This is a genomic window from Shewanella sp. MEBiC00475 (genome assembly GCF_005234075.1).
Lineage (GTDB): Bacteria > Pseudomonadota > Gammaproteobacteria > Enterobacterales > Shewanellaceae > Shewanella > Shewanella polaris.
Window position 1 is genome coordinate 4,035,573 of the sequence record NZ_CP039928.1, and the last position, 24,544, is coordinate 4,060,116.

The 24,544-nt window shown below is 40.5% G+C and carries 19 protein-coding genes and 6 tRNA genes; 20 read left to right on the forward strand and 5 right to left on the reverse strand.

Going from position 1 to position 24,544, the window contains the following annotated elements:
• The first annotated feature begins 1,519 nt into the window (after positions 1-1,519).
• The 14 genes from ybgC (at position 1,520) to FCN25_RS17940 (ending at position 9,373) form a co-directional block, all read left to right on the forward strand.
• Positions 1,520-1,921, forward strand: a complete 402-nt coding sequence (gene ybgC, locus FCN25_RS17875) for a tol-pal system-associated acyl-CoA thioesterase (RefSeq protein ID WP_137226746.1) — start codon at positions 1,520-1,522, stop codon at positions 1,919-1,921.
• A complete protein-coding gene (gene tolQ / locus FCN25_RS17880; protein WP_137226747.1) occupies positions 1,911-2,600 on the forward strand; it encodes a protein TolQ in 690 nt (229 codons plus the stop codon). The genes ybgC and tolQ overlap by 11 nt, the downstream gene beginning before the upstream one ends.
• Positions 2,600-3,028 (forward strand): protein TolR, encoded by a 429-nt coding sequence (gene tolR / locus FCN25_RS17885; protein ID WP_137226748.1) that lies wholly within the window; start codon positions 2,600-2,602, stop codon positions 3,026-3,028. The genes tolQ and tolR overlap by 1 nt, the downstream gene beginning before the upstream one ends.
• Positions 3,029-3,991, forward strand: a complete 963-nt coding sequence (gene tolA, locus FCN25_RS17890) for a cell envelope integrity protein TolA (RefSeq protein ID WP_137226749.1) — start codon at positions 3,029-3,031, stop codon at positions 3,989-3,991.
• Between the two features lie 42 nt (positions 3,992-4,033).
• Complete coding sequence (tolB, locus tag FCN25_RS17895) at positions 4,034-5,362, forward strand: Tol-Pal system beta propeller repeat protein TolB (protein WP_137226750.1); 1,329 nt, start codon at positions 4,034-4,036, stop codon at positions 5,360-5,362.
• A gap of 23 nt (positions 5,363-5,385) precedes the next feature.
• Positions 5,386-5,922, forward strand: coding sequence for a peptidoglycan-associated lipoprotein Pal (gene pal / locus FCN25_RS17900; protein WP_137226751.1), 537 nt, complete (start codon positions 5,386-5,388; stop codon positions 5,920-5,922).
• 55 nt (positions 5,923-5,977) lie between these two features.
• Positions 5,978-6,715 carry a tol-pal system protein YbgF gene (gene ybgF, locus FCN25_RS17905; RefSeq protein WP_137226752.1) on the forward strand — a complete coding sequence of 246 codons (738 nt, stop codon included), beginning with the start codon at positions 5,978-5,980 and terminating at the stop codon, positions 6,713-6,715.
• 333 nt (positions 6,716-7,048) lie between these two features.
• A tRNA-Lys gene (locus FCN25_RS17910) sits at positions 7,049-7,124 on the forward strand.
• Between the two features lie 43 nt (positions 7,125-7,167).
• Positions 7,168-7,243 (forward strand) — tRNA-Lys (locus FCN25_RS17915).
• Between the two features lie 43 nt (positions 7,244-7,286).
• Positions 7,287-7,362: transfer RNA gene (locus tag FCN25_RS17920), tRNA-Lys, on the forward strand.
• Between the two features lie 43 nt (positions 7,363-7,405).
• Positions 7,406-7,481, forward strand: a tRNA-Lys gene (locus FCN25_RS17925).
• Positions 7,482-7,606: 125 nt separating this feature from the next.
• Positions 7,607-7,682, forward strand: a tRNA-Lys gene (locus tag FCN25_RS17930).
• 87 nt (positions 7,683-7,769) lie between these two features.
• Positions 7,770-7,845 (forward strand) — tRNA-Lys (locus FCN25_RS17935).
• Between the two features lie 376 nt (positions 7,846-8,221).
• Positions 8,222-9,373 (forward strand): DcaP family trimeric outer membrane transporter, encoded by a 1,152-nt coding sequence (locus FCN25_RS17940; protein ID WP_137226753.1) that lies wholly within the window; start codon positions 8,222-8,224, stop codon positions 9,371-9,373.
• Between the two features lie 74 nt (positions 9,374-9,447).
• On the opposite strand, the gene FCN25_RS17945 is transcribed toward FCN25_RS17940, so the two are convergent.
• Together FCN25_RS17945 and FCN25_RS17950 are read right to left on the reverse strand one after the other, a co-directional pair.
• The gene (locus FCN25_RS17945) at positions 9,448-9,708 is read right to left on the reverse strand and encodes a GrxA family glutaredoxin (RefSeq protein ID WP_137226754.1); all 261 of its coding nucleotides are present in this window, start codon (positions 9,706-9,708) and stop codon (positions 9,448-9,450) included.
• A 79-nt stretch (positions 9,709-9,787) separates the two neighbouring features.
• Positions 9,788-11,515 (reverse strand): DEAD/DEAH box helicase, encoded by a 1,728-nt coding sequence (locus FCN25_RS17950; RefSeq protein WP_137226755.1) that lies wholly within the window; start codon positions 11,513-11,515, stop codon positions 9,788-9,790.
• 235 nt (positions 11,516-11,750) lie between these two features.
• On the opposite strand from FCN25_RS17950, the gene FCN25_RS17955 reads away from it, so the two are divergent.
• On the forward strand, positions 11,751-12,155 hold the full coding sequence (locus FCN25_RS17955; protein WP_137226756.1) for a hypothetical protein: 405 nt from the start codon (positions 11,751-11,753) through the stop codon (positions 12,153-12,155).
• A 99-nt stretch (positions 12,156-12,254) separates the two neighbouring features.
• On the opposite strand, the gene acs is transcribed toward FCN25_RS17955, so the two are convergent.
• Positions 12,255-14,207: an acetate--CoA ligase gene (gene acs, locus FCN25_RS17960; RefSeq protein ID WP_137226757.1), complete on the reverse strand. Its 1,953-nt coding sequence runs from the start codon at positions 14,205-14,207 to the stop codon at positions 12,255-12,257.
• A gap of 255 nt (positions 14,208-14,462) precedes the next feature.
• Between acs and FCN25_RS17965 the strand changes: the two genes are divergently transcribed.
• Positions 14,463-17,885 carry a PAS domain-containing hybrid sensor histidine kinase/response regulator gene (locus tag FCN25_RS17965; protein ID WP_137226758.1) on the forward strand — a complete coding sequence of 1,141 codons (3,423 nt, stop codon included), beginning with the start codon at positions 14,463-14,465 and terminating at the stop codon, positions 17,883-17,885.
• Between the two features lie 295 nt (positions 17,886-18,180).
• On the opposite strand, the gene bioA is transcribed toward FCN25_RS17965, so the two are convergent.
• The gene (gene bioA / locus FCN25_RS17970) at positions 18,181-19,515 is read right to left on the reverse strand and encodes an adenosylmethionine--8-amino-7-oxononanoate transaminase (protein ID WP_137226759.1); all 1,335 of its coding nucleotides are present in this window, start codon (positions 19,513-19,515) and stop codon (positions 18,181-18,183) included.
• Positions 19,516-19,627: 112 nt separating this feature from the next.
• Between bioA and bioB the strand changes: the two genes are divergently transcribed.
• From bioB to bioD, 4 genes are read left to right on the forward strand one after another with little or no spacing between them, the layout of a single operon-like run.
• A complete protein-coding gene (gene bioB, locus FCN25_RS17975) occupies positions 19,628-20,680 on the forward strand; it encodes a biotin synthase BioB (protein WP_137226760.1) in 1,053 nt (350 codons plus the stop codon).
• Between the two features lie 6 nt (positions 20,681-20,686).
• Positions 20,687-21,892: an 8-amino-7-oxononanoate synthase gene (locus FCN25_RS17980; protein ID WP_137226761.1), complete on the forward strand. Its 1,206-nt coding sequence runs from the start codon at positions 20,687-20,689 to the stop codon at positions 21,890-21,892.
• Between the two features lie 21 nt (positions 21,893-21,913).
• The gene (locus FCN25_RS17985; RefSeq protein WP_137226762.1) at positions 21,914-22,672 is read left to right on the forward strand and encodes a methyltransferase domain-containing protein; all 759 of its coding nucleotides are present in this window, start codon (positions 21,914-21,916) and stop codon (positions 22,670-22,672) included.
• A 4-nt stretch (positions 22,673-22,676) separates the two neighbouring features.
• Positions 22,677-23,387, forward strand: a complete 711-nt coding sequence (gene bioD / locus FCN25_RS17990) for a dethiobiotin synthase (protein ID WP_137226763.1) — start codon at positions 22,677-22,679, stop codon at positions 23,385-23,387.
• A 99-nt stretch (positions 23,388-23,486) separates the two neighbouring features.
• Here the strand turns inward: bioD and FCN25_RS17995 are convergent, their stop codons facing one another.
• Positions 23,487-24,512 (reverse strand): GGDEF domain-containing protein, encoded by a 1,026-nt coding sequence (locus FCN25_RS17995; protein ID WP_137226764.1) that lies wholly within the window; start codon positions 24,510-24,512, stop codon positions 23,487-23,489.
• Between the last annotated feature and the right edge of the window lie 32 nt (positions 24,513-24,544).

Below are 24,544 nucleotides of genomic sequence, written 5' to 3' on the forward strand. Positions count from 1 at the left end.
GTTGTTGAGGTAAACGTTAATATAAAAACTGATTTTTGAACACCAACATAAGAATCCCACCTCGAGATGCCCGAATTTATACTCCAATATTGAGATGATGGCACATTCACTAGATGTCATTATCCTTTAATTAATCAGTAACTAGCATAACTCAAGTAATGACTTTGTTCATTAGAATCTATGTCTAATGATTCTTGCTTGGCATAATCTGTTTTTGAAGCTCAATCAATGTCTGTTATTTGCACCTTTCTACTACTATGTTGAGTAATCTAAATATATTTAGGACCTTCTACATTGATGAAGCTTGAATTGAAAAAACTCAAAACGTTTTGGTAATTGTTCAAATAGGTAATATGACTGATATTTTTTGCAAAAAAAGATAAAAAAAACCCACTTAATCCAAGTGGGCTAAATAATTTGCAATCAACAAATTTAAGGAAGGAAGTCAAGCATAAGAACTAGGTTGAACTGAGGTATTTGGTTACATCAGTGTAGAGTTCTTTGTTTTCAACATCTGAATCAGACGTGTCTTGAAAACAAGGTAATAATAGAATGAATACACTAATGTGACAAACTAGAAAAAATACGCTTTAGCATTATAAAAACTAATGGTGATGTGGCTGTTTTAATATTCTCCTTTTACTGTAATCGCCTATTGTAGTGGATTGTAGGTTGTTATCTATAATCGTTGCATAACTATTCGGATTAGTTAATGATGTAACAATATTATTTAACAAATAGCACATCATGTTCAGGATGATTAAGTAAATCTATTTATTCGTTATTTTATTTGAGTTCCAGTTTATCATCAATTATTGGATTACTGTTTATCACCTTGAGTTTAGGTTTGATAGGTTTTGCGTTAATGCTTGGCTGCATATGAGTTAAGTATATCTGCCTCGGGATAACCTATGAGTTGCCGTCATTGGTTAAATTATCTCTCATTAAGAATGGATAGGTAATTGTCTTTGGCGAGCAATTATTGTGGACTAGAAATGTCTGGCCTCTGTTTGAAAGAAAACATTTGTAGCTTACTGATATCTTGATACTGTTTGGTTGCCTTAAAACATTGCAGGTATCTTAACTTGTTTAATACCGCGTTAGACATTTCAGTTGAAAACTCTTTTGGAAAACATATCAGTGTACCTAGCAGAGAGAAATGCCAATAATTGAGGGCAGTTACTAATAAAGTTAATATTAAGTTGATTTATTATCTGCCGGTTATGCTCCTTCAAATGCCTTCATTTATAGTGTCCTATTAAAGTTAAGTCGATTCAATAATAAGGTGCTATCAACCAAAATTAGTTAACGTGGTGTAGTGTATCTTGTTCAACAGATTGTTAATCTTTTGGGGAAATACATTAATAAAGCTTCATCTATTACCGTTATTGAGGTTTTTCGAGTGTTTTAGCGCATTTTGAGCAAAATAAAGTCTATTTTTCACTTGGTGCATTATTCACAAGCGTGATGGTACTAGGTATAGTAAGCCAACTTTTACAACCAAAAAATTGATGTTCAAATTATGTTTGTTTGGCCTATTTCAGTCTATTACGAAGATACCGATGCCGGTGGTGTTGTGTACCATTCGAATTACTTAAATTTTTTTGAACGGGCCAGAACCCAATGGTTAAAATCCATGGGTATTCGCCAAGCTGAACTGTTGGCAGAAGATATTGCTTTTGTCGTTAAACACGTTGATATAGATTTTCGTAAAGCGGCAAAATTTGAACAAGACTTATTAATTGAATCCAAGGTTATAGAATTAAAAAAAGTGTCGTTGGTGTTTCACCAGCGCCTAGTTGATCATCAAGGTGATTGCTATTGTGAAGCGACAGTGGTTGTCGCGTGTATATCTTTATCACGTATGCGTCCCCGCGCTATCCCCCTAAATATTGTTCAGGAGTTTGACAGTGCACGCTGAAATTTCATTTATTGACTTGTTTTTAGAAGCCAGTGTATTAGTAAAGTTAGTTATGCTGACCTTATTGGGGTTATCGATTGCCTCATGGGCAGTGATTATTCAACGCAACAAATTATTAAACTCCGCAAGAGTGAAGTCATTACGTTTTGAAGATACGTTTTGGTCTGGTGTTGATTTAAACCGTCTTTACAAAGAATTGATTGCTCGTGGCAGTGCTATCTCGGGCTTGGAATCAATGTTTGTCGCTGGTTTTAAAGAATATACTCGGTTGAGTAAAGTAAACAGTAAAGCCCCCGAAGCCGTTATGGATGGCACCACTCGAGCGATGCGAGTAAGTTTGTCGCGTGAAATGGAAAAACTTGATAATCATTTGCCACTATTAGCAACCATTGGGTCCACTAGTCCTTATATTGGTTTATTTGGTACTGTATGGGGGATTATGAATTCCTTTATTGCACTTGGTGCTGTAGAAAATGCCACATTGGCTATGGTTGCACCAGGTATTGCCGAAGCATTGATTGCAACGGCAATGGGCTTGTTTGCTGCTATTCCAGCCGTGATTGGTTATAACCGTTTTACAACGCAAGTTGATAAAATTGAAATGACTTATGCTAACTTTATGGAAGAATTCTCAAACATATTGCAACGTCAAGCATATAGCGAGAAGGAAGCTGTTTAATGTATCAGCGTAAACGTCGTCGTCCAGTTGCTGAAATCAACGTGGTACCTTATATCGATGTTATGTTGGTGTTGTTGATTATTTTTATGGTGACAGCGCCTATTGTATCGCAAGGGGTAAAAGTGGAATTACCTCAAGGTAATGCGGAATCGTTACCTCCTGATAGTAAGCCTCCGATTGTGGCATCCATTGATGCAGCAGGACAATATTTTTTGAATATCGGCAGTAGTTCTAATTCAGATGCTATGGACTTAGAGCAGGTATCGACTGAAGTTGGAGCATTAATTCAACTTGAGCCATTAAGGCCTGTGGTTGTAAAAGCCGACCGCACTATTCCTTATGAAAGTGTTATTCAACTAATGATTAGCTTACAAGGTGCTGGAGTACCGGCTGTAGGGCTAATGACCGATTCACCAAAGGAGAAATAGGTGGCTGGAAAATCAGATTTAACCTTACCCGTTGCTATTTCTGCTGGTATCCATATTGGGTTTATTGTCATTCTTGCTTTAGGCATCAGTTTTGAGGATAAGCCCAAACAAATGCAAACGGCAGCGGCAAGTGCGCCGGCTGTACAAGCTATTGTGATTGATCAACAGAAAGTCAATGAAAGAGTTGAGCAATTAAAGAAACAAAAACAAGATGTGGCTAAGCAAGAAAAAGCCCGTCAAGCTGAGTTAGAACGTAAAGCATTAGAAGCACGTCGAAATCGTGAGCGCGAACAAGAAAAAATTAAAACCTTAGAGATCCAGCGCAAACAAAAAGAGCAGGAAACTCAAAAGGCTAATGATGCTGCTAAAGCCGCTCAAGCAAAACAACTGTTAGAAAAAGACCGAGCAGATAAAGCTGAAGTGGTGCGTAAGCAGAAAGAACAGGAACAAAAAGTAGCAGAAGATGCCGCTAAACAAGCATCTGAAAAACGTAAGCAGGAAGAAGCCGCGGCTAAAAAAGCGCAAGAAGAGCGTCAGCGTGCTGATGATGAACGTAAACGTAAAGAAGATGCTGAGCGTAAACGTAAAGCCGAAGCTGATGCCAAGGCACGTCAAGAGCGTGAGATGGCTGAAGCAATGGCTGCAGAACAAGACTCGCTATCTAAAACGCGCAATAAACAAGTTTTATCTGAGGTAGAGAAATATAAAGCAATGATTATTGCCACAATTCAACGTAACTTGGTGGTAGATGAATCCATGAGAGGTAAAAGTTGCCGGGTGTTTATTCGCTTAGCGCCAGACGGATTTGTTACAACCAGTCAAACATTGGATGGTGATCAGGTTGTTTGTCGTGCAGCAAAAGCGTCAATAAATAAAGCGGGACGTTTACCTGTATCGCAAGAACCTGCTGTATATCAACAATTAAAAGAAATTAATTTAACCGTTTCACCGGAATTTAATTAATATAAATCGTATTCTATGATGGAATTGAGTTAAAGGAGTCGCATGAAAAACTTGGCTAAATGGCTAGCACTGACTTTACTAGTGTTAACTACACCCGCTCGCGCAGCGCTAGATATTGTGATTACTGAAGGGGTCGATGTAGCAAGACCTATCGCTGTAGTCCCTTTTGTATGGTTGGGAGAAGGTCCAGCACCGGCATCTATTTCTGATGTTGTCGCATCTGATTTGGCTCGCAGTGGTACATTTAAAACAATTGATGTGCGTGCATTACCACAATCAACTATTTCATCTGTGAATGGTTTTATTGCTCAGAGTTGGGTTAATGTAGAGGCTGAAGCGGTTGTTGTTGGTTCGATTAAGCCCTATGGCACCGATCAATATTTAGTCAGCTTTGAGTTGATTGATTTAGTTAAAGCACAACTCCAAGCCGGTAACGGACCACAGAATAATAACGAGTTATTACTTGAAAGCCGTGAAACAGTGATCAGTGCAAATCAATTTAGACAATATGGCCACCGTATTAGTGATATTGTTTATGAAAAGCTTACTGGTATTCGTGGTGCATTTTTAACTCGTATTGCCTACGTTGTCGTTAAGCCTGGTCAAAAAGCACCTTATCATCTAATGATTGCAGATTATGATGGTTACAATGAACAAATGTTATTACGTTCACCAGAACCGTTAATGTCACCAACGTGGTCCCCAGATGGACGTCGTTTAGCTTATGTTAGTTTTGAAAACAGAAAAGCGGAAATTTTTGTTCAGGATATTTATAGTCAAACTCGTACTTTGGTGAGTAGTTTTGATGGGATTAATGGCGCGCCTGCATTCTCTCCAGATGGCAAAAAATTAGCAGTGACCTTGTCAAAGGACGGTCAGCCAGATATTTATATCATTGATATAGCGACCAAAGCTGCTCGACGCATTACTGAACATTACGCAATTGATACTGAGCCTTCTTGGTTCCCAGATGGTAAATCGATTTTGTTTACGTCAGAACGAGGTGGGAAGCCACAGTTATATCGCGTAAATTTAGATACAAATAAAGTTTCGCGTATGACTTTTGAAGGAGAATGGAACCTCGGTGGTTCAATTACCCCAGATGGTCGTAGTATGATTTTTGTAAACCGTACGAATGGTAAATTCCATATTGCCCGAATGGATCTTGCAACACGCTTTATGCAGGTGCTTTCATCAACCCAACTTGATGAATCGCCAAGTGTTGCTCCTAATGGCACTATGGTTATCTATGGTACAACCCATCAAGGTAAACAAGTGTTAGCTGCTGTTTCTATGGATGGCAGATTTAAAGCAAGATTGCCAGTCGGCCAGGGCGAGGTGAAGTCACCAGCATGGTCTCCGTTTCTCTAAATAGATATTGATAAGGATTTAAAATGGATCTGAATAAGTTGTTTAAGGCTATGTTGGTTGCAGTTCCGCTTATGGCACTGAGTGCCTGTAGCTCAACTTCAGACTCTGAAACTGATGCTAGCGGTTCGATGAGTGGTACTAGTAGTGAATACGGTGCCGGTGGCGTTGAAACTGGCGGTGTAGCACCTGTTTTAAGTGCTGTAGAGCAACAACGTTTAAAAGAACAAGAATTGCGTCGTCAAAATATCATTTATTTCGATTTTGACCGTAGTGAAGTTCAAAGCGAAAATGCTGAAATCATTCAAGCACATGGTAATTATTTAGTTGAACACCCAAATGTCCGTGTTCTGATTGAAGGTCATGCTGATGAACGTGGTACGCCTGAATACAATATCGCGTTAGGTGAACGTCGAGCTAAAGCGATTGCTAAGTATTTACAAGGTATGGGTGTACAGCCTAGCCAAATGAGTATTGTCAGCTATGGTGAAGAAAAACCATTAGATTACTCTCGTACAGATACCGGTTTTGGTAAAAACCGTCGTGGTGTGTTAGTTTACTAATAGTTAAAGATGTAAGGCCAACCGGTAACGGTTGGCCTTTTTTAGGAGTAAAAAAATGAAAAAAGTCATATTAGTTGCGGCAATGTTATTCACTACCGCGACTGCGTTTGCTGCCCCAGCACCTGTTTCGGATGCATCGAATGGTTCAAATGATGATCGAATCGCTAAGTTAGAGCGCATCATTAAGGCAAAGCAACAAGGTGACTTTGACATGCAACGCCGTATGGATGCACTGCAAAATGAAGTGTTGGATTTACGAGGCATTACTGAGCAGCAAAATTATCAAATGAATCAAATGATACAGCGTCAACGTCAACTGTATGAGGAAATTGCTAATCTTACTGCTAAGTCATCAACCCCAACAGCTACCATTCCAGCTGATGCTACTACGGTGGCTGCAGCTAGCTCAACTTTGGGTGAAACTGGAAGCTATGAGGCTGCTGTCAATTTGGTGTTAAAAGAGCGCAAATATGATGAAGCAATACCAGCATTTCGTAATTTTATTGCTACATATCCAGATTCTAATTATGCAGCAAACGCTAACTATTGGTTAGGTCAACTTTTATATAATAAAAACGAATACAGTGACGCGAAACAAGCGTTTAGTACAGTGGTTACTAAATTTGCAGACTCTAATAAGCGTAGTGACAGTTTAGTCAAACTGGGAATGATCGCAGAAAAAGAAAATGATTCAGCAGGTGCAAGAGCCCTCTATAATAAAGTGTTAAAAGAATATGCAGATAGTGCATCCGCTCGCCTTGCACAACAGCAATTATCGGCACTGAAAGGCTAATTAAGACAAAAAACAGCCTCTTAGTCTGTTTTTCATGCAAACAACAAGAAATTATAAATTTGCGCTTGCATGAGAAATTGAAAAAGGTATTATAGGCGCCCTCAGAACGGCATAGCTTTCTGAGGGGATTAAAAGCATTAACCGATGTGTATATTTTACAAAACTGAATGGATAGTTAGTTCAGTTGGTCTTGAAATAGAGACGGTTGGCTTTTGTTCCAGCAAGAATATGAATTCATGCAATACCAAGATAGGTCGTTAGCTCAGTTAGTCTTGAAATAGAGGCAGTTGGCTTTTGTACCAGTAAGAATAGTAGTTCTTGCAACACCAAGATGGGTCGTTAGCTCAGTTGGTAGAGCAGTTGGCTTTTAACCAATTGGTCGAAGGTTCGAATCCTTCACGACCCACCACTTTTTAAATAGTGTCTAAACAATTTAAATGTTACACCAAGATGGGTCGTTAGCTCAGTTGGTAGAGCAGTTGGCTTTTAACCAATTGGTCGAAGGTTCGAATCCTTCACGACCCACCACTTTCTAAATAGTGTCTAAAGAATTTAAGTGCAACACCAAGATGGGTCGTTAGCTCAGTTGGTAGAGCAGTTGGCTTTTAACCAATTGGTCGAAGGTTCGAATCCTTCACGACCCACCACTTTTTAAATAGTGTCTAAACAATTTAAATGTTACACCAAGATGGGTCGTTAGCTCAGTTGGTAGAGCAGTTGGCTTTTAACCAATTGGTCGAAGGTTCGAATCCTTCACGACCCACCACTTTCTAAATAGTGTCTAAAGAATTTAAGTGCAGTACCAAGATGGGTCGTTAGTTCAGTTGGTCTTGAAATAGAGACAGTTGGCTTTTGTACCAGTAAGAATAGTAGTTCTTGCAACATCAAGATGGGTCGTTAGCTCAGTTGGTAGAGCAGTTGGCTTTTAACCAATTGGTCGAAGGTTCGAATCCTTCACGACCCACCACTTTTTAAATAGTGGCTAAATAATTTAAACGTTGTACAAATGGGGCATTTACTCCAGTAAGAATGAATATTCTTGCAACACCAAGATGGGTCGTTAGCTCAGTTGGTAGAGCAGTTGGCTTTTAACCAATTGGTCGAAGGTTCGAATCCTTCACGACCCACCACTTAATTTATCCTTCAATAATATAAAGTCAGTAAAAACTTCCGCTACTTTTGTTCTTTCTTCGTCGTTAAATCAATAACTATCAATATATCTATCACAGCTTCAATCACTAAAATTCAAACTTCCTCTGTATTTGTTCAAGCAATTAAGTCTATTTAGGTTTGTAATCATTCAACTTTAACTTTCTATAACGGATGTTTACGAACTTACCATTGTATTTTAATTTCACCCTCGAATTGTACATTGGGTTGCCATACAAAATCATGCTTTAGCTTTTGCTTATCTACTTTTGTCTCATAGACCTATTGCTAATGTTACTTGTTTGTTAATTAGCTCATATTGCTCAAGATTAGAACAATATAAATAGGGAGATAATAATGAAAAAACTAAAGTTAAATCTTTTTGTTGCAAGTGCTTTATTGGCTATGAGTGGGGGAGCTCAGGCTGCAACCGATATGACATTTGGTGGCTACATAAAAGCAGATGTGATGTTTAGTGACTACGGTAATGGGGCGCCTGATTCTGGTTCTCTTTCTCGTCAGTTTTATGTACCAGGTACCATTTATGGGACTGAGGGTAATGGTAAGCAAGTTGTTGACTTTCAGGCTCGAGAATCTCGCTTTAACTTTAAAACTGTAACCGATATTGATGGACATAAGTTAACTGGTTTTATTGAGTTAGATTTTATGACTCACAGTGATGGTAATGAACGAGTATCGAATAGTTACTCACCAAGAATCCGTCATGCATTTATGAGTTATGATGAATGGACCGTCGGCCAAACATGGTCCACATTTCAAAACCCAGGAGCCTTACCTGAAAACCTTGATTTTGTAGGTGCACCTGAAGGCACACCCTTTGTAAGACAATCACAAGTTCGTTATACCAGCGGTAATTGGCAATTTTCTATTGAAAACCCAGAAACCACTGTAACGCCTTATGGTGGTGGCGCACGTATTACCAGTGGAAGTGGTGTTATTCCTGATTTTGTGGGTCGTTATAACTTTAGTTCTTCAAATGGTTCGACTTTCTCCGCTGCGGCTATTGTCAGACAACTTAACGTTGAGCAAGTCGTTGGTGGTACAGCTTATGACACATCCGAGTTAGGTTATGGTGCCAGTTTTGCCGGTGTCATCCCTGTAGGTAAAGACGATTTTAAGTTTACCGCAACTTATGGTGAAGGGCTTGGGCGTTATATGGCATTAAATTATGCTAATGCTGGTGTAATTGATGCTAATGGTGATATTCAAGCGATAAAATCATTTGGTGGTTTTGTCGCTTATCGTCACTGGTGGACGGAGCAATGGCGTTCAAGCTTTACGTTCTCAGGTTTTTCTGCGGATAACGATGTTGCGTTAACAGGTGAGGCTGTGAATAAAGAAGCGTATTCAGCATACGTGAATTTATTGTATTCTCCGTCAAAACCGCTCACGTTTGGTGTTGAATTTATGCATGCGTTGAACGAGCGTGAAGATGGTATTGATGGTGATTTAAACCGAGTGATGTTTTCTGCAAAATACGTACTGTAGTGTGATGCTATAAAACAAAAGGCAACCGTATGGTTGCCTTTTTTAATTACTGTATAAACTAATCAATTAAGGGATTAATTTAATAGGTTATTTTGGCGAACATACGCTTCAAATTCAGTGCAACCGCCAATAGGTTGTTCATCAATAAAGATCTGCGGTACTGTTTCAACTGTTTTACCTACACTCTTAGAGAGATCTGCTTTAGAGATACCCTCTGCATGAATATCGATATACTTAAATTTAAAATTTTCACTTTGTGCGGCTAACTTTTCAGATAATTCAACGGCACGGACACAATATGGGCAAGCTGGACGGCCAAAAATAACGACAAACATGGTGACTCCTGTTTAATGATATGAGCAATTTATACCATATGATCTTTTTAAATCATAATTCAGGACGATTAATTTTGTTTTAACTCATATCGATTTGATATTTTCCTTGATAATCAAAAAATGATTCGATTAAATCCCATCGGTGTTTATTTTTTTTTAAGAGTAGTAAATCGGGTTTTCTAAAGCGATCTTTGTCAGCTAAAACGTCGGCGATGGTGTTGTAGTGTGGGTGTGGTAATCCTGGTGTACGAGTATGACTGAGTACAAATACTGCGTAAAAAGCCCGTTGTTGTGCTTTGGTTGAAAACTGAAAACTTTGTTTAAAATCATTACCCTCAATATCGATATATTGGATTAATAATTTACCGTCTTTATCCTGTAGCAGCATTTCTTGGCATTTAAATAAATGATGGTGTTGTGCATTTAACACTTGCTTAAGTCGTTTGTCTGGATCAATTAACGTTGAATTACACTGTTGGCAAATGCGCGCCGCAATATCGTTTTCGGCGCCACAGTCTGGACATAGTTTAGATCTGAATCTAAAGTCACATTGCTCTGTATCATTAATAAGGCCCTGACAGCGTCGCCCAAAATGCTCAATGATGTCACCTTCTGTATCGACTAACCCCCAAAATGTGTTGGCAAATTGACATACCGGGCAGTGTACTTGTACTGGGACCGATTTACTGTTGGGTTTAGGTTGACCCACCTCGGGATAAAATAAATCATAACCATTTGCGGCGTAGTCAATGACAAGGCAATCAGTTTTATTTGCTGCCAATCGCAAACCTCGGCCAATCATTTGTTGGAATAAGCTTACTGATGCTGTAGGGCGAAGTATGGCAATAAGATCAACGTGTGGCGCATCAAAACCTGTGGTTAATACAGCAACATTGACAATAAATTTAAGCTTTTTAGATTTAAAACGTTCAATGATGTCATCACGGTCTGCATGTGGTGTTTTTGCAGTTATTAAAGCAGCGTCATCATTCATTAACGTCATTATTTCATTTGCATGACGTACCGTCGCGGCAAAGATAAGTACTCCTTGGCGGTGCACTGCTAGTTGCTTGACTTGTTTAATGATTGCGGTGGTGGCTCTGCCTTGGTGATGCAGTAAATTATCAACCTCAGCTTGTGGGTATTCATTGGTTTCGGGTGGCGCTAAGCTACTGAAATCATATTGAGCACTGAATCCATCAAAAATAGTAGGCTGAGTTAAATAGCCTTTTTTGATTAATGGTCGCATCGGTAATTCAAAAATACATTTTTCGAATACCGGTTTATCGGTATTACCGACTTTACCGTGATAATGATGACGATATATCCAACCTATGCCTAGTCTATAGGGCGTCGCAGTAAGCCCAAGTAATTTTATATTTGAATTTTTAGTGCGTAAGTGAGTAAGCAACTGTTGATATTGACTAGTCGACTCATTACTGACTCTATGACATTCATCAATAATAACTAATGAAAAAGGTTGGTCGAATTTGGTTAGTGCTCTGGAGGCTGATTGAACGCTAGCGACAACCGTTTTGCCGCTGGCTTTTTTTTGTTTAAGCCCAGCTGAATAGATATTAGCATCTTGTGTCAGCAGGCCAACTTTTTCAGCATTTTGTGCCACTAATTCTTTAACGTGGGTTAGCACTAATATATTACCAGTTGCAATTCTTGCCAGTTCGGCAATAACGATGCTTTTACCTGCACCAGTAGGTAATACTAATACGGCTGATAGTTGGCTTTGCTTAAAATGCGTTACAGCGGCATCTACAGCTTGCTGTTGGTAATCTCTAAGGCTAATGGTCATATGTGTGTTGGTTATGTTTGTGAATGTATGTGAAGTGATGTATCTGATTTGGCAACAGAATAACATAGACCTTCAAGGGTATTTAGCTAGATAATGTTAAATAAGCGTTATTTGTAGTCGATTAATTCGTAGTATTTTGCGAGTTAACCACTGTTTTATCTGTTGGCTTAGTGTAGATTTATCACAAATGTCAGGTAATTATTATAATAAAATCGAAAAATTAGGAGTATACCGCATGAAATATTTATCATTACTTGCATTGCTAGTCATAAGTCACTGCGCCATGGCGGAGCAAGGATTGGTTGTAGAGATATCGATTGAAGAACATGCCGCACAATCTCAAGATGTGACTATTTCAGTATCCAAAATCGTAATGGGCTTTAATGAATCCGTATCGCTTGATGTTGAAGGGGATTATGGCGTGACCATTGTTTCTGAAAAGTCACAAGCATCTAAAGTTAATTTAGTGGTGAGCTTAAGTGACCAATCTAATGGTGCTCCTGAATTATTAGGTGATAAGTCTCTTAAATTGAATGTTGGTAATTCAGCAAACTATCAGATAAGCCATAATGACCATTCATACAAAGTCACTATTGACACCCGTTACGGTGAATTACCTGCAGTGGAAGAACAAAAATAATCACAATTAATGAATAAAAAAAGCCCCTCAAGGGAGGGGCTAAGAGAGAAATTGGTCAGGATTTCTCTGGGTGGGTAGGACATCACAAATTGGTATGTATTACTCAGTTTTGTTTAAGCGTGACTCAATCAATGTATCAATTACTGCTGGATCAGCCAGAGTTGAAGAATCACCTAAGTTAGTCACTTCGTTTGCTGCAATTTTACGTAAGAATCGACGCATAATTTTACCTGAACGCGTTTTGGGTAAACCACTTGCCCATTGAATCAAATCCGGTGTGGCGAGGGCACCAATTTCTTTACGTACCCATTGACGTAATTCTTGGCGTAATTCTTCTGTGGGTTCAACTCCGCGAGTTAAGGTCACATAGGCGTAAATACCTTGGCCTTTAATGTCATGTGGATAACCCACAACGGCCGCTTCAGCAACGAGATTATGTGCCACTAATGCGCTTTCGACTTCAGCGGTACCTAATCTATGGCCTGACACGTTAATCACGTCATCAACACGACCAGTAATCCAATAGTAACCATCTTCATCACGACGCGCGCCATCACCAGTAAAATACATGCCGCGGAATGTTTTAAAATACGTTAGCGCAAATCTATCATGATCACCGTAAACGGTACGCATTTGTCCTGGCCATGAGTCTAGAATAACCAAATTACCTTCTGTTACGCCTTCAACAATGTTGCCCATGTTGTCGACTAAAGCAGGTTGTACACCAAAAAAAGGTCGTGTTGCGGAACCTGGCTTGGTGTCGGTAGCGCCCGGTAATGGACTAATCAAAATGCCACCGGTTTCGGTTTGCCACCACGTATCAACGATAGGGCATTTTTCATGACCGATCACCTCATGGTACCAACGCCATGCTTCTGGATTTATGGGTTCGCCTACTGATCCCATAATGCGTAACGAGTCGCCTTTATAGCTGCTAAATTGTTCTTTGCCTTCAGCCATAAGTGCACGAATTAATGTCGGTGCTGTATATAGAATATTAACGTTATGACGGTCAATCATTTCACCAAGGCGGGCAGGTGTTGGGTGATTAGGTACACCTTCATGAATTAATACTGTGGCAGCATTGGCAAAAGGACCATATACCATATATGAATGACCTGTAATCCAACCTACATCAGCAGTACACCAATAGACTTCATCAGCCTTGTAATCAAACACATATTCGTGTGTCATTGATGCATATACCATATAACCGCCAGTGGTATGCAGCACACCTTTAGGGTTACCAGTAGAGCCTGAGGTATAAAGTAAAAACAATGGGTCTTCGGCGTTCATTTCAGCTGGAATACAATGCTCTGAAGCAACGTCCATAAGTGAATCCCACCAAATATCTCGGCCTTCAACCCAATCTATGTCACCACCGGTGCGCTTTAATACGATGACTTTTTCAACACAAGTCACATCAGGGTTTGATATTGCTTCATCAACGCTACGTTTTAAAGGAATTTTACGACCACCACGAACACCTTCATCTGAGGTGATGATGACTTTTGATTTACCGTCAATTACCCTTGCTGCAATTGAATCTGGTGAAAAGCCACCAAACACCACAGAATGAACTGCACCAATACGAGCGCAAGCTAACATAGCGACGGCCGCTTCTGGCACCATAGGCATATAAATCGTGACGATATCGCCTTTATTTACGCCTTGACTGCGCAGGGCGTTGGCAAATTTACAGACGTCTGCATGTAATTCAGCGTAAGTTATTTTACGCTGTTCATTAGCGTCATCACCTTCCCAAATAATCGCGAGTTTATCGCCATGTTCTTCTAAGTGACGATCTAAGCAGTTAGCAGATGCGTTAAGCGTGCCGTCGTAAAACCAGTTAATTGATAAGTTATGATCGTCAAAAGAGGTTTTTTTAATTTTGGTATAAGGTTTAATCCAATCAATACGTTTGCCGTGTTCTCTCCAAAAACCTTCTGGATTAACGATGGATTCCTGGTACATTTTCTTATATTGATCGTTATTAACCAGTGCGTTTTTTGCAATGTCACTAGGAACTTTGTAAAGAGACTGCGAGCTCATAGGGCTTCCCTTTCTAAAAATGGCGTGGTTAAAGTATCATCTGCAACCGACTACCAACACTATTAGACCTTGGTCTAGTTTTAAAATATCCTTAATATTTAGTCTGTTGCACATGGTAGAATCATAAATCTTGGTGATAGTTTGTGCCACAATTACTCATTTTATCTAATGTAGGTTGTTTTACGTTCAACGTGTTAAGTTGTGATAAAAATAAAATAGATGGTTAATAACAATAAAACGATAGCGGAAGATTGAATGAATTTAACTTTAATAGTAGCAATCATTGCGGTGTGTTACGTGTCATTGTTATTTACTTTGGCGTGGGGTGCTGAACGCTGGTTTAGTAAGATAAGCCAAAAAGTCCAAGTATGGATTTATGGTCTCAGTCTTGCTGTGTATTGTTCATCATGGAGTTTTTTAGGCACAGTAGGGCAGTCTGCAAACGATTTGTGGTCTTTTTTACCGATTTTTGTGGGTCCAATTTTGGTATTTACCCTTGGTTTTGGCATGCTGCGAAAAATGGTCGTGGTATCTAAAGCACAAAACATTACTTCTGTTGCCGATTTTATTGCAGCCCGTTACGGTAAGTCACAGTTACTGGCAGCAATTGTTACCCTCATCGCCTTATTTGGCATCATGCCTTACATCGCTTTACAGCTTAAAGCGATGGTGTTTAGTCTTAATTTATTTCAGCCTGATGATAATCCATTAAGTCCGATCGTTGTGCCGTTATTGATCACCATGCTTTTAGCGATTTTTGCTATTTTATTTGGTACTCGAAAATTAGATGCAACAGAGCATAATCCCGGAATGATGGTCGCAATAGCGTTCGAGTCGTTAGTCAAATTAGCCGCATTTATCATTGTGGGTGCGGTAATCAGTTTTGGTTTTTTCGATGGCTTTGGGGATATCTGGCAACAAGCATCTGCCAAAGGACTCATTGAGAATAGTCATTTACGTCTGGAATCATTTTTGCCAGAGTTATTTGTCGGAATGGCAGCATTTTTGTGTATGCCGAGACAATTCCATGCGATGGTTGTTGAGTGTGGTGGCGAACATATTTTGCAAAAATCACGCTGGATTCTACCTATTTATTTAGCGTTGTTTGGCATGTTTGTCGCGCCGTTGGCATTAGCAGGTAAAGTATTGTTAGGCGATTCTGTTTCTGCCGATACCTATGTGATTAATTTACCGCTTGCGCTCGATCAACCCTTATTGGCTGTCATTGCATTACTTGGTACTTTATCGGCCGCTACCGGTATGGTGATCGTTGCTGTGGTGACGATTAGTGTGATGGTCAGTAACGAATGGTTGGTGCCGTTTTTATTGCGTACAGGGCAGATTCGAGAAAAAAACTTTAGTCAGTTCTCGCAATTGTTATTAAATGTCCGTCGCTTTGCCATTGTGGTGATTTTAGGTTTTGGTTATCTAAGCTATTTAACCTTGGCAGATAGCGATTCGTTGTCGCATTTAGGCATGTTGTCATTTGGGGCGTTTTCTCAGTTAGCCCCTGCATTGGTCGGCGGTTTATATTGGAAAAATGGTAATCGTGCTGGAGTATATTTTGGCCTCGCTGTTGGTTTTTGTTTGTGGTGTTTTATTTTACTACAAGGCGCTGGTCAAGCTCGATTCATTGGCGGTGAGTTTGATTTACTCAATAGTATTACTCCCAATGTCAGTGACACATTAATTGCGTTACTTGCAAATGTGGTGTGTTACGTACTCGGCTCTATTTGGTTCAGAGCTGGTGTTGCTGAGCGCATTCAAGCAAGTAACTTTGTTAAGCCTTGGTCTTCAAAGCAAGGTGCTAACAAGCGTCAGGGGCCTATATCGCAACAAGATTTACTTATTTTAGCTAGCCGTTTTGTTAGTCCTACCCGCGCTTATGAGAGTTTTAGCCGTTTTTCGCCCGATGCAGTAAAAAGTGACAGTTGGTATAAAGCCGCGCCAGAGGAGTTAATCGCCCACACCGAGCACATGTTGTCAGGGGTACTCGGGGCATCAAGTGCTTCGTTAGTGATGGACTCGGTCCTACAAGGGCGAGATCTGGCGTTAGATGAAGTATTTAGCCTAGTAGATGAAGCTTCATCAAAAATTATGTTAAGCCAAGATATGCTGCGTGGCGCTATTGAACATGCCTATGAAGGCATGAGTGTGGTTGATAAGGATCTTAATCTCGTTGCTTGGAATTATCGCTACGCGGATTTATATCAATACCCAGAAGGTTTTTTACAAAAAGGTATGCCCATTGCTGATGTGGTTCGATTTAATGCTTCTCGCGGCTTTTGTGGTGATGGAGATATGGAGAATCAAATCGCAATTCGAGTGCAGCACATGCGTAATGGTACCGCGCATACCTCAGAACGCGAACGTAGAGATGGTAAAGTGATTAAAATTCAGGGTAATCCAATGCCCGATGGTGGCTTTGTGATGACATTTACCGATATTACTCAGTATCGCTTGCAAGAAAAGGCATTACTTGAAGCCAATGAAACCTTAGAAAGTCGTGTGCAAGAGCGTACCTATGAATTAGCGATGCTAAACAGTGAATTACTTGAGTCAAAAGCCCAAGAAGAGCTCGCTAATGCCTCTAAAACCCGCTTTTTAGCCGCTGTAGGGCATGATTTAATGCAGCCATTAAATGCTGCTAGATTGTTTACTGCGTCATTGTCGCAATACCCAAACTTAGACCTTGAAGCTCGTACGACGTTAACACACGTTAACAGTTCGCTAAAAACTGCTGGTGAGTTGCTGACGGATTTATTGGATATCTCAAAATTAGATTCTGGCATGGTGGATGTTAATCGCCGTGATTTTGCCATCTCTGAGATTATCAATGGTTTATCTATTGAGTTTGATGCAATGGCAGGGGATAACCAAATTTCGTTTTCTATGGTGCCATGCTCAGCTACGGTAAATTCTGACCCGTCATTGTTACGCCGAATATTGCAAAACTTTTTAACTAATGCTTATCGTTACGCCCGCGGAGGCAAAGTCTTATTTGGTTGTCGTCATCGCGGTGATTTTATCGAGATCCAAGTATTGGATACTGGCTGTGGAATTGATGAGTACGATACTCAAGAAATATTTAAAGAGTTTAAACGCCTAAATCATCCCAGTAGCCGTAATGTCAGTGGTTTAGGGCTAGGCTTAGCCATTGCTGATAGAATAAGTAAAGTGCTCGATCACTCCATTCAAGTGCAATCAGCGCTAGGACAAGGCTCCATGTTCTCTATTATTGTGCCGCTAGGACAAACTGTTAGCCAAGTGAAAAATAAACCATTGCCGACATTATTACAGCCTCTAGCAGGCGTTAAAGTGTTATGTATTGATAATGAAGAAGCAATTTTGGCTGGACTTGAGTCATTATTAAGTCGTTGGCAATGTGAGGTTATTTGTGCAACAGATCTTGCTGATGCACGGATTAAGTTGGGACTTAAAGGTGTCGCCCCAGATATTATTTTAGCAGATTACCATTTAGATGATGACCAAAATGGCGTTGATGCTATGGACAATATTCGTTCACGCTATGGTGCCCATTTACCGGGTATTCTTATTACCGCAAATACCAATAAAGACTTGGTTGATGATATTGAAAAACGTGGTTATCACTATATGGCTAAAATGGTTAAACCTGCCGCATTGCGTGCGTTAATTTCTAGCCTAGTGAAAAAGTAAGTGATCAAACAGATTTGCGGATAAAACACATTAAAACTCGCATTGTACTTGAACGTGCTAAATGGTTTTTAGGCTATCCATTATCAAAATTAAAATGGCTCGATGATAATGATCATGACGGTGAAATGGTGTCAGAGCGCGCAACTATGTGACTTATAAATCGGACCGATGAGAGAATCAACGGCCCTTATTACTAATGACCTAACTAATTTATTAACTTTATACCCCAACTTGAAGTAAATTTGCTTTTGATAGCCTCAAGCCTGAACTTCAAAATATATTTATTTGAATGTGACTAACCGTGACTAATGAATTGAGTCGTAACGGGGGTAGTGTCAATGCTTTTTGCGACTGTGAGCATTGCCGAGGTCAACTTACTTAATTGCTCCGCACTGATGGTGTAGGGCGGCATAAGATAAATATATTTATTAAACGGTCGAACCCAAACACCAAGATCAACAAAGGCTTGTTGTAATTCGGCTGTGTTCACTGTATTGACCATTTCAATCACCCCAACAGCCCCTAGCACACGAACATCATTCACTTGAGGTAAATCAATCGCACTAGCAAGTTCTTGCTTGAGCTGAGATTCAATGTTTTCAACTTGTTGCTGCCACTCGCCTTTAAGAAGTAAGTCTAAGCTGGCTGTTGCTGCTGCACATGCCAATGGATTACCCATAAACGTAGGGCCGTGCATAAATACACCTGCAGGTGAGTCACTAATGCCACTAGCAACTTCGTCACTGCATAAGGTGGCTGCTAGACTGATATATCCTCCAGTTAAGGCTTTACCTACACACAAAATATCCGCTTCGATATTGGCATGTTCATAAGCGAATAGGGTACCTGTTCGACCAAATCCGGTCGCTATTTCGTCTAATATCAGTAGTACATGGTATTGATCGCACAGTTGACGTAATTTAACTAAATAACCAGGCGAGTAAAAACGCATTCCGCCTGCACCTTGCATAATAGGCTCAATAATCACTGCGGCAATATCTTGATGATGTTGAATAAATGCGGCTTCTAAAGCAAGTGTATCTGTCTTATTCAGTGGTTCATTAAACTTAGATGTTGGTGCCGGGATAAATACTTGTTTAGTGACATTATTGCCAAACATGGTGTGCATACCGCCATCAGGATCGCACACGCTCATCGCCGCAAATGTATCACCGTGATAACCACTTTTTACCGTCATAATCCGTTGTTTTTGTGGTTGATCCCGTCCTTGCCAATATTGCAGCGCCATTTTTAAAGCCACTTCTACTGCAATTGATCCTGAATCGGCTAAGAAAACCTTAGTTAAGTTATCACTGGTCATTTGCACTAAACGTTTTGATGCTTCAATAGCTGGCTGGTGGGTTATGCCACCAAACATCACGTGACTAAGCTGTGAAAGTTGCTGTTGCATCGCCGCTAAAATGGTCGGATGACTATAACCGTGTACGCATGACCACCACGAACTCGTACCATCAATGAGTATCTTGCCACTGTCTAATGTCAGCTCACAGCCTTGAGCTGAAACGACGCCATATACAGGCAGAGACTGGGTCATAGAGGTATAAGGATGCCAAATGTGTTGTTCATCGAAAGTGTAATCAATAGTGGTATTTAGGTCGGAAAGTGCCATAATTATAGGTGCTCGTTTTTTGACCGCTTGTAAAGCGTGAAGTAATAGCTGCGTTGACAGTTTACGGGCTCAGGGTATCCTAGCCAACATAAAATAAAAAAAGGAATGATCCATGTCGTTAGCTGAAGTTCGTCACGATTGGCAAAAATCACAAATCGAAGCATTATTTGCGTTGCCTATGAATGATTTATTGTTTAAAGCGCACAGTATTCATCGTGAAACATTTGACCCTAACGAAGTGCAGATCAGCCGTCTTTTATCAATTAAAACGGGTGCATGTCCTGAGGACTGTAAATATTGTCCACAAAGTGCACGTTACGACACCGGTCTTGAAAAAGAACGTTTGCTTGAAATTGAAAAAGTATTAACAGAGGCTAAAAGTGCTAAAGCGGCAGGAGCCTCACGTTTTTGTATGGGGGCCGCTTGGCGTAACCCACGTGACAAAGACATGCCATATTTAACGAAAATGGTAAAAGATGTCCGCGCTTTAGGCATGGAAACCTGCATGACATTAGGTATGTTGTCGTCTGAACAGGCTGATACATTAGCTGATGCGGGTTTAGATTATTACAACCATAACCTTGATACCTCACCCGAATATTACGGCGACGTTATCACCACTCGCACTTATCAAAGCCGTTTAGATACATTAACAAACGTACGGGCTTCTGGGATGAAGGTATGTTCTGGTGGCATTGTGGGTATGGGCGAGCAAGCAACCGATCGCGCAGGTTTACTGCAACAATTGGCCAATTTAGAACAACATCCAGATTCTGTACCAATCAACATGCTGGTTAAAGTGGCCGGTACGCCGTTTGAAAAAATAGATGATCTTGACCCACTTGAGTTTGTGCGCACTATTGCAGTAGCGCGTATTATCATGCCTAAATCACGGGTGCGCTTATCTGCTGGACGTGAAAGCATGAGTGATGAACTGCAATCAATGTGTTTCTTTGCTGGTGCTAACTCTATTTTCTACGGTTGTAAGTTGTTGACGACGCCTAACCCTGAAGAAAACGATGACATGAGTTTATTCCGACGTTTAGGGTTACACCCAGAGCAAGGCCCACAAGCCAATATCGAAAATGATAGTGCATTATTAGCCAAAGCCAGCGCTAAACAAGATAAGTCGACTAAACAGTTTTTTGATGCCGCGGCGTTATAATTTTATATGACCGTATCAGGACAACCTGTCATTGGATTGCACCCATTAACTCAGCGGATAAGTGATAAGCTTGCTGAACTGCAGGCTACTGGCCTTTTACGCCAACGACATATGATGGCAACAAAACAGCATGCGGTGATTGATTTTAGCCATAATGATTACTTAGGCTTAGCCCGTGAACCCGCTTTAGCTTTAGCACTTTATGCTGGGGCACAGCAGTATGGTGTCGGCAGTCGCGCATCACCTCTTGTGAGTGGTTATAACCAAGCTCATGTAGCGCTTGAAAAACGTTTATGTGAACTTACTGGTCACCAAGCTTGCATGTTATTTAGTTCCGGTTTTAGTGCAAACAGTGCGTTAATGAAAACCCTATTTAACAGCGATGACATTGTAATAGCCGACAAATTGGTGCATGCCTCTGTCATAGATGGGTTGCAAGACAGTGGCAGTAAAATTCGTCGTTTTTTACATAACGATATTAGCAGTGCAGAGCGCCTTATTGAGCGTAATCCTCATACTGCTGTTGTTACCGAAAGTGTGTTTAGTATGGATGGCGATATAGCGCCTATTTCTGAACTATCCGCGCTATGCCAACAGCATGACTGTTGGCTGATTGTCGATGATGCCCACGGTTTTGGTTTGCTATCTAGCTCATTTGTTAATGCCGATAATGTCGATATTCAAGTGGTAACATTTGGTAAGGCAATAGGGGGGCAAGGCGCGGCTATTTTAGCCTCGCAAGAGGTGATTGATTACTTAATTGCGACTTGTCGTGAGTATATTTATTCTACCGCGTTGTCACCAGCTAATGCTCAGTTAGCCTTAGCTGCGATAAATTGGCAACAAGCTAATCCACACTTATTGACACAACTAACGGCTAACATCGCACTGTTTAGGCAACTTGCAGTGGAAAACAAACTTAATATTACATCTTCAACGACCGCTATTCAGCCGATTATGATCGGTGATAATCATCGCGTAATGGCAATTGCAGAGCAGTTAACACAACAAGGTTTTTTGGTGGGTGCTATTCGTTCACCAACGGTACCAAAAGGGCAGGAGCGTTTACGTGTGACGTTAAACGCACAACATCAAGCTATTGATATTCATGAACTTGTTGCCGCAGTAGCTGTTCTTATTCATCAACATGATAATAATTCGATGCAGGCTGTATTAGTTCCACAAGCAGTTGATAAATCAGTAGTCAAATAAGTCGTACCTTTGAGAGCCCCCATGACGTTAGATAATCCGGTTGCAAACACATTTTCAATAGCTGCTGCTCAATACAAGCAACATGATGTATTGCAACGCATTAGCGCCAAACAGTTGCTACAACAGGCTAACTTGTGTGGCACCTTACTTGATGTCGGAGCCGGTCCCGGGACATGTTTTAAAGCTTTTGAACGAGTAAACCAAATAGTTGCAGTTGATATCTCTCATGGCATGCTTACACAGTTGGTTCAACAGCATCCTGATTATTTGCCTCTTTGCACTGATGCCCAAGCACTAGGTTTGCAAAGTGATTCTATGGACAGTATCTATTCAAATTTAGCCTTACAGTGGTGCCAAACCTTACCTAAAGCGTTTGCTGAGTTTCATCGAGTATTACGATCTGGAGGTGAATGTTACCTCAGCGTAGTGGTAGATGGCAGTTTAGCTGAATTGGAAAGCTTAGGTTTCCACGTCAATCAATTTGATTCAGTATCCACGCTTAAGACTGCATTTAACGTATCTCAAGTGACGCCGGATGACTGGCACAGCGTCGATATTAAGGTTGAGAGTATTAGGGTGTATTTCGATGATTTACGCAGCTTACTATATTCAATAAAAGGTGTGGGGGCGTCATTTGACCAACATGGTGCAGGTAAGCAGCGTCACTCGCTCACCAAGCGACAATGGCAGCAACGTGTCGCGTTGGCAGAAAGTCTGCGTACCGAAAAAGGCTTGCCATTAACTTATCAAATTGCGTATATCCATGCTAAACGAGGCTGACGCTATGCTATATTTTGTGACAGGAACCGATACTGACAGTGGTAAAACCTTAATTTCGGCAGCTCTTTTAGCTAAAGCCCAAGGCGATAAATGTGGTTTTAAACCGATAGCTTCAGGATGTGTTCCCACCGACGCAGGATTGCGTAACAGTGATGCTTTAATGCTAATTGCGCAGTCGAACATGGATTTGCCATATTCGGCGATTAATCCTATTTGTTTTGAGCCTGCTATTGCACCGCACATTGCCGCTAAACAAGTTAATCAGATTTTAACGGCACAAACAGTACTTGATGCTATGTATCATCCGGCGATGCAACAAGCTGATTTTGCATTAATTGAAGGCGCTGGTGGTTGGCGTTTACCATTAGGTAATGGTGAGTTTTTGTCTGATACCGTTAAATTATTGCAGGCCAAGCTACAAAAATCTCGACTAATTCAAGGTCAACTGGCGGCAGCTAACGTTGGTGTTATTTTAGTCGTAGGCATGAAGTTAGGCTGTTTAAACCATGCATTGTTAACTCAAGAGGCGGTACTGGCCGACGGATTAACGATAGCAGGGTGGGTGGCGAATCAAGTCGATATTGAAATGGCTTTTATTGACGACAACCTCAACAGTTTACAGCAAATGATGCAGGGACCATTTTTAGGTTATGTGCCTCATTTAAAAGCGGCTACAGCGGATAATGCCGCTGCTTATCTGCAATTACCGAAATAATCCGCAGTAGAAAATATTAAGCCCAACTTTTTCTGCTGTTAGCTTTTCAGTATGAGCATGCAAAAGTGGGCGAACAATCAATTGATATTAGCAGAAAGGTTAATTTGCGATTGGCATCACTCTGTTACGACCCAAACGCTTTGCTTCGTATAGTAACTTATCTGTTGCTTCAATCAACTGGGATACATTTTGTTTCGGCTTCCACTCACATACGCCAAAAGAGGCGGTAATTGAGTCAATGACTTTGTCACTACGCCTATCTTTAACACTGAGTTTCTCTAGTGCTCTTCGAATCCCTTCTGCTAGCTGTCTGGCTACTCTAAACTGGCTACTTGGTACAATAATGGCGAACTCTTCACCACCAAAACGATACAGTTTAATCCCGTCTCGGCAAGCTTCTTGAATCCGTTTTGCGACTGTTTTCAAGACTAAGTCACCAAGTTGATGACCAAAGGTATCGTTGAATACTTTAAAGTGGTCGATATCAATGATAATCAAACATGTTCCAGCAGGAGATAAACTGACTTGTGCTTCAATGTCGTGGTCAAATGCGCGGCGATTTAATACATTAGTTAATGCATCAAATAACATGTCTTTTTCGGACTCTGCTAAGCGAGTTTTGAGAATATTAATTTCGGATTGGGCTTTTTGTAACTGTTCAGTAAAACTCTCGGTACTGGAACGAATGTTAGATGATTCTTTAACAATACTTCTAATAACACCGATGACTTGTTCGAGTGAGAAGCCTTGGTTTTCAAGGTCATTTAATTTTTTAAAATCTTTCTCTATTTGAGTTTGAAAGGTTTCGGTGTCTAAATTAGTATCTTTAAGTGATTGAGATAATTCGCATACCATAGCATCAAGGTTTTTGCGCATATCTCGCACATTAAGCTCAACCGGATCTGCCACATGCTTTCGGTATAATAATTCACTGGTCACGGGTGAATAAGTTTGATTCTGTTTGACTGCGGTATCCAATTCTTGGTTAAGTAATGGATTTTGCTCACCGACATAAGCATACCAAAGTGCATAATTTGTTGGTGTAGTGGGGATTTTGTATTTTAACATTAACGGCACCGCTTTTTTTAAATTAGCAGCAGCGGTTTGCAATAAGGTGTTAGACATTAAGTGCCTCGTGAGCAGGACAATGAAAAGAC

What these genes read in the sequence shown, in the direction of transcription:
- FCN25_RS17965 (WP_137226758.1), top strand. Translation starts at nt 14,463, where the DNA reads ATGAATTTAACTTTAATAGTAGCAATCATTGCGGTGTGTTACGTGTCA.
- pal (WP_137226751.1), top strand. Translation starts at nt 5,386, where the DNA reads ATGGATCTGAATAAGTTGTTTAAGGCTATGTTGGTTGCAGTTCCGCTT.
- FCN25_RS17945 (WP_137226754.1), bottom strand. Translation starts at nt 9,708, where the DNA reads ATGTTTGTCGTTATTTTTGGCCGTCCAGCTTGCCCATATTGTGTCCGT.
- bioA (WP_137226759.1), bottom strand. Translation starts at nt 19,515, where the DNA reads ATGGCACTTTCCGACCTAAATACCACTATTGATTACACTTTCGATGAA.
- FCN25_RS17985 (WP_137226762.1), top strand. Translation starts at nt 21,914, where the DNA reads ATGACGTTAGATAATCCGGTTGCAAACACATTTTCAATAGCTGCTGCT.
- bioD (WP_137226763.1), top strand. Translation starts at nt 22,677, where the DNA reads ATGCTATATTTTGTGACAGGAACCGATACTGACAGTGGTAAAACCTTA.
- FCN25_RS17980 (WP_137226761.1), top strand. Translation starts at nt 20,687, where the DNA reads ATGACCGTATCAGGACAACCTGTCATTGGATTGCACCCATTAACTCAG.
- FCN25_RS17950 (WP_137226755.1), bottom strand. Translation starts at nt 11,515, where the DNA reads ATGACCATTAGCCTTAGAGATTACCAACAGCAAGCTGTAGATGCCGCT.
- FCN25_RS17995 (WP_137226764.1), bottom strand. Translation starts at nt 24,512, where the DNA reads ATGTCTAACACCTTATTGCAAACCGCTGCTGCTAATTTAAAAAAAGCG.
- ybgF (WP_137226752.1), top strand. Translation starts at nt 5,978, where the DNA reads ATGAAAAAAGTCATATTAGTTGCGGCAATGTTATTCACTACCGCGACT.
- acs (WP_137226757.1), bottom strand. Translation starts at nt 14,207, where the DNA reads ATGAGCTCGCAGTCTCTTTACAAAGTTCCTAGTGACATTGCAAAAAAC.
- FCN25_RS17940 (WP_137226753.1), top strand. Translation starts at nt 8,222, where the DNA reads ATGAAAAAACTAAAGTTAAATCTTTTTGTTGCAAGTGCTTTATTGGCT.
- bioB (WP_137226760.1), top strand. Translation starts at nt 19,628, where the DNA reads ATGTCGTTAGCTGAAGTTCGTCACGATTGGCAAAAATCACAAATCGAA.
- tolB (WP_137226750.1), top strand. Translation starts at nt 4,034, where the DNA reads ATGAAAAACTTGGCTAAATGGCTAGCACTGACTTTACTAGTGTTAACT.
- FCN25_RS17955 (WP_137226756.1), top strand. Translation starts at nt 11,751, where the DNA reads ATGAAATATTTATCATTACTTGCATTGCTAGTCATAAGTCACTGCGCC.
- tolR (WP_137226748.1), top strand. Translation starts at nt 2,600, where the DNA reads ATGTATCAGCGTAAACGTCGTCGTCCAGTTGCTGAAATCAACGTGGTA.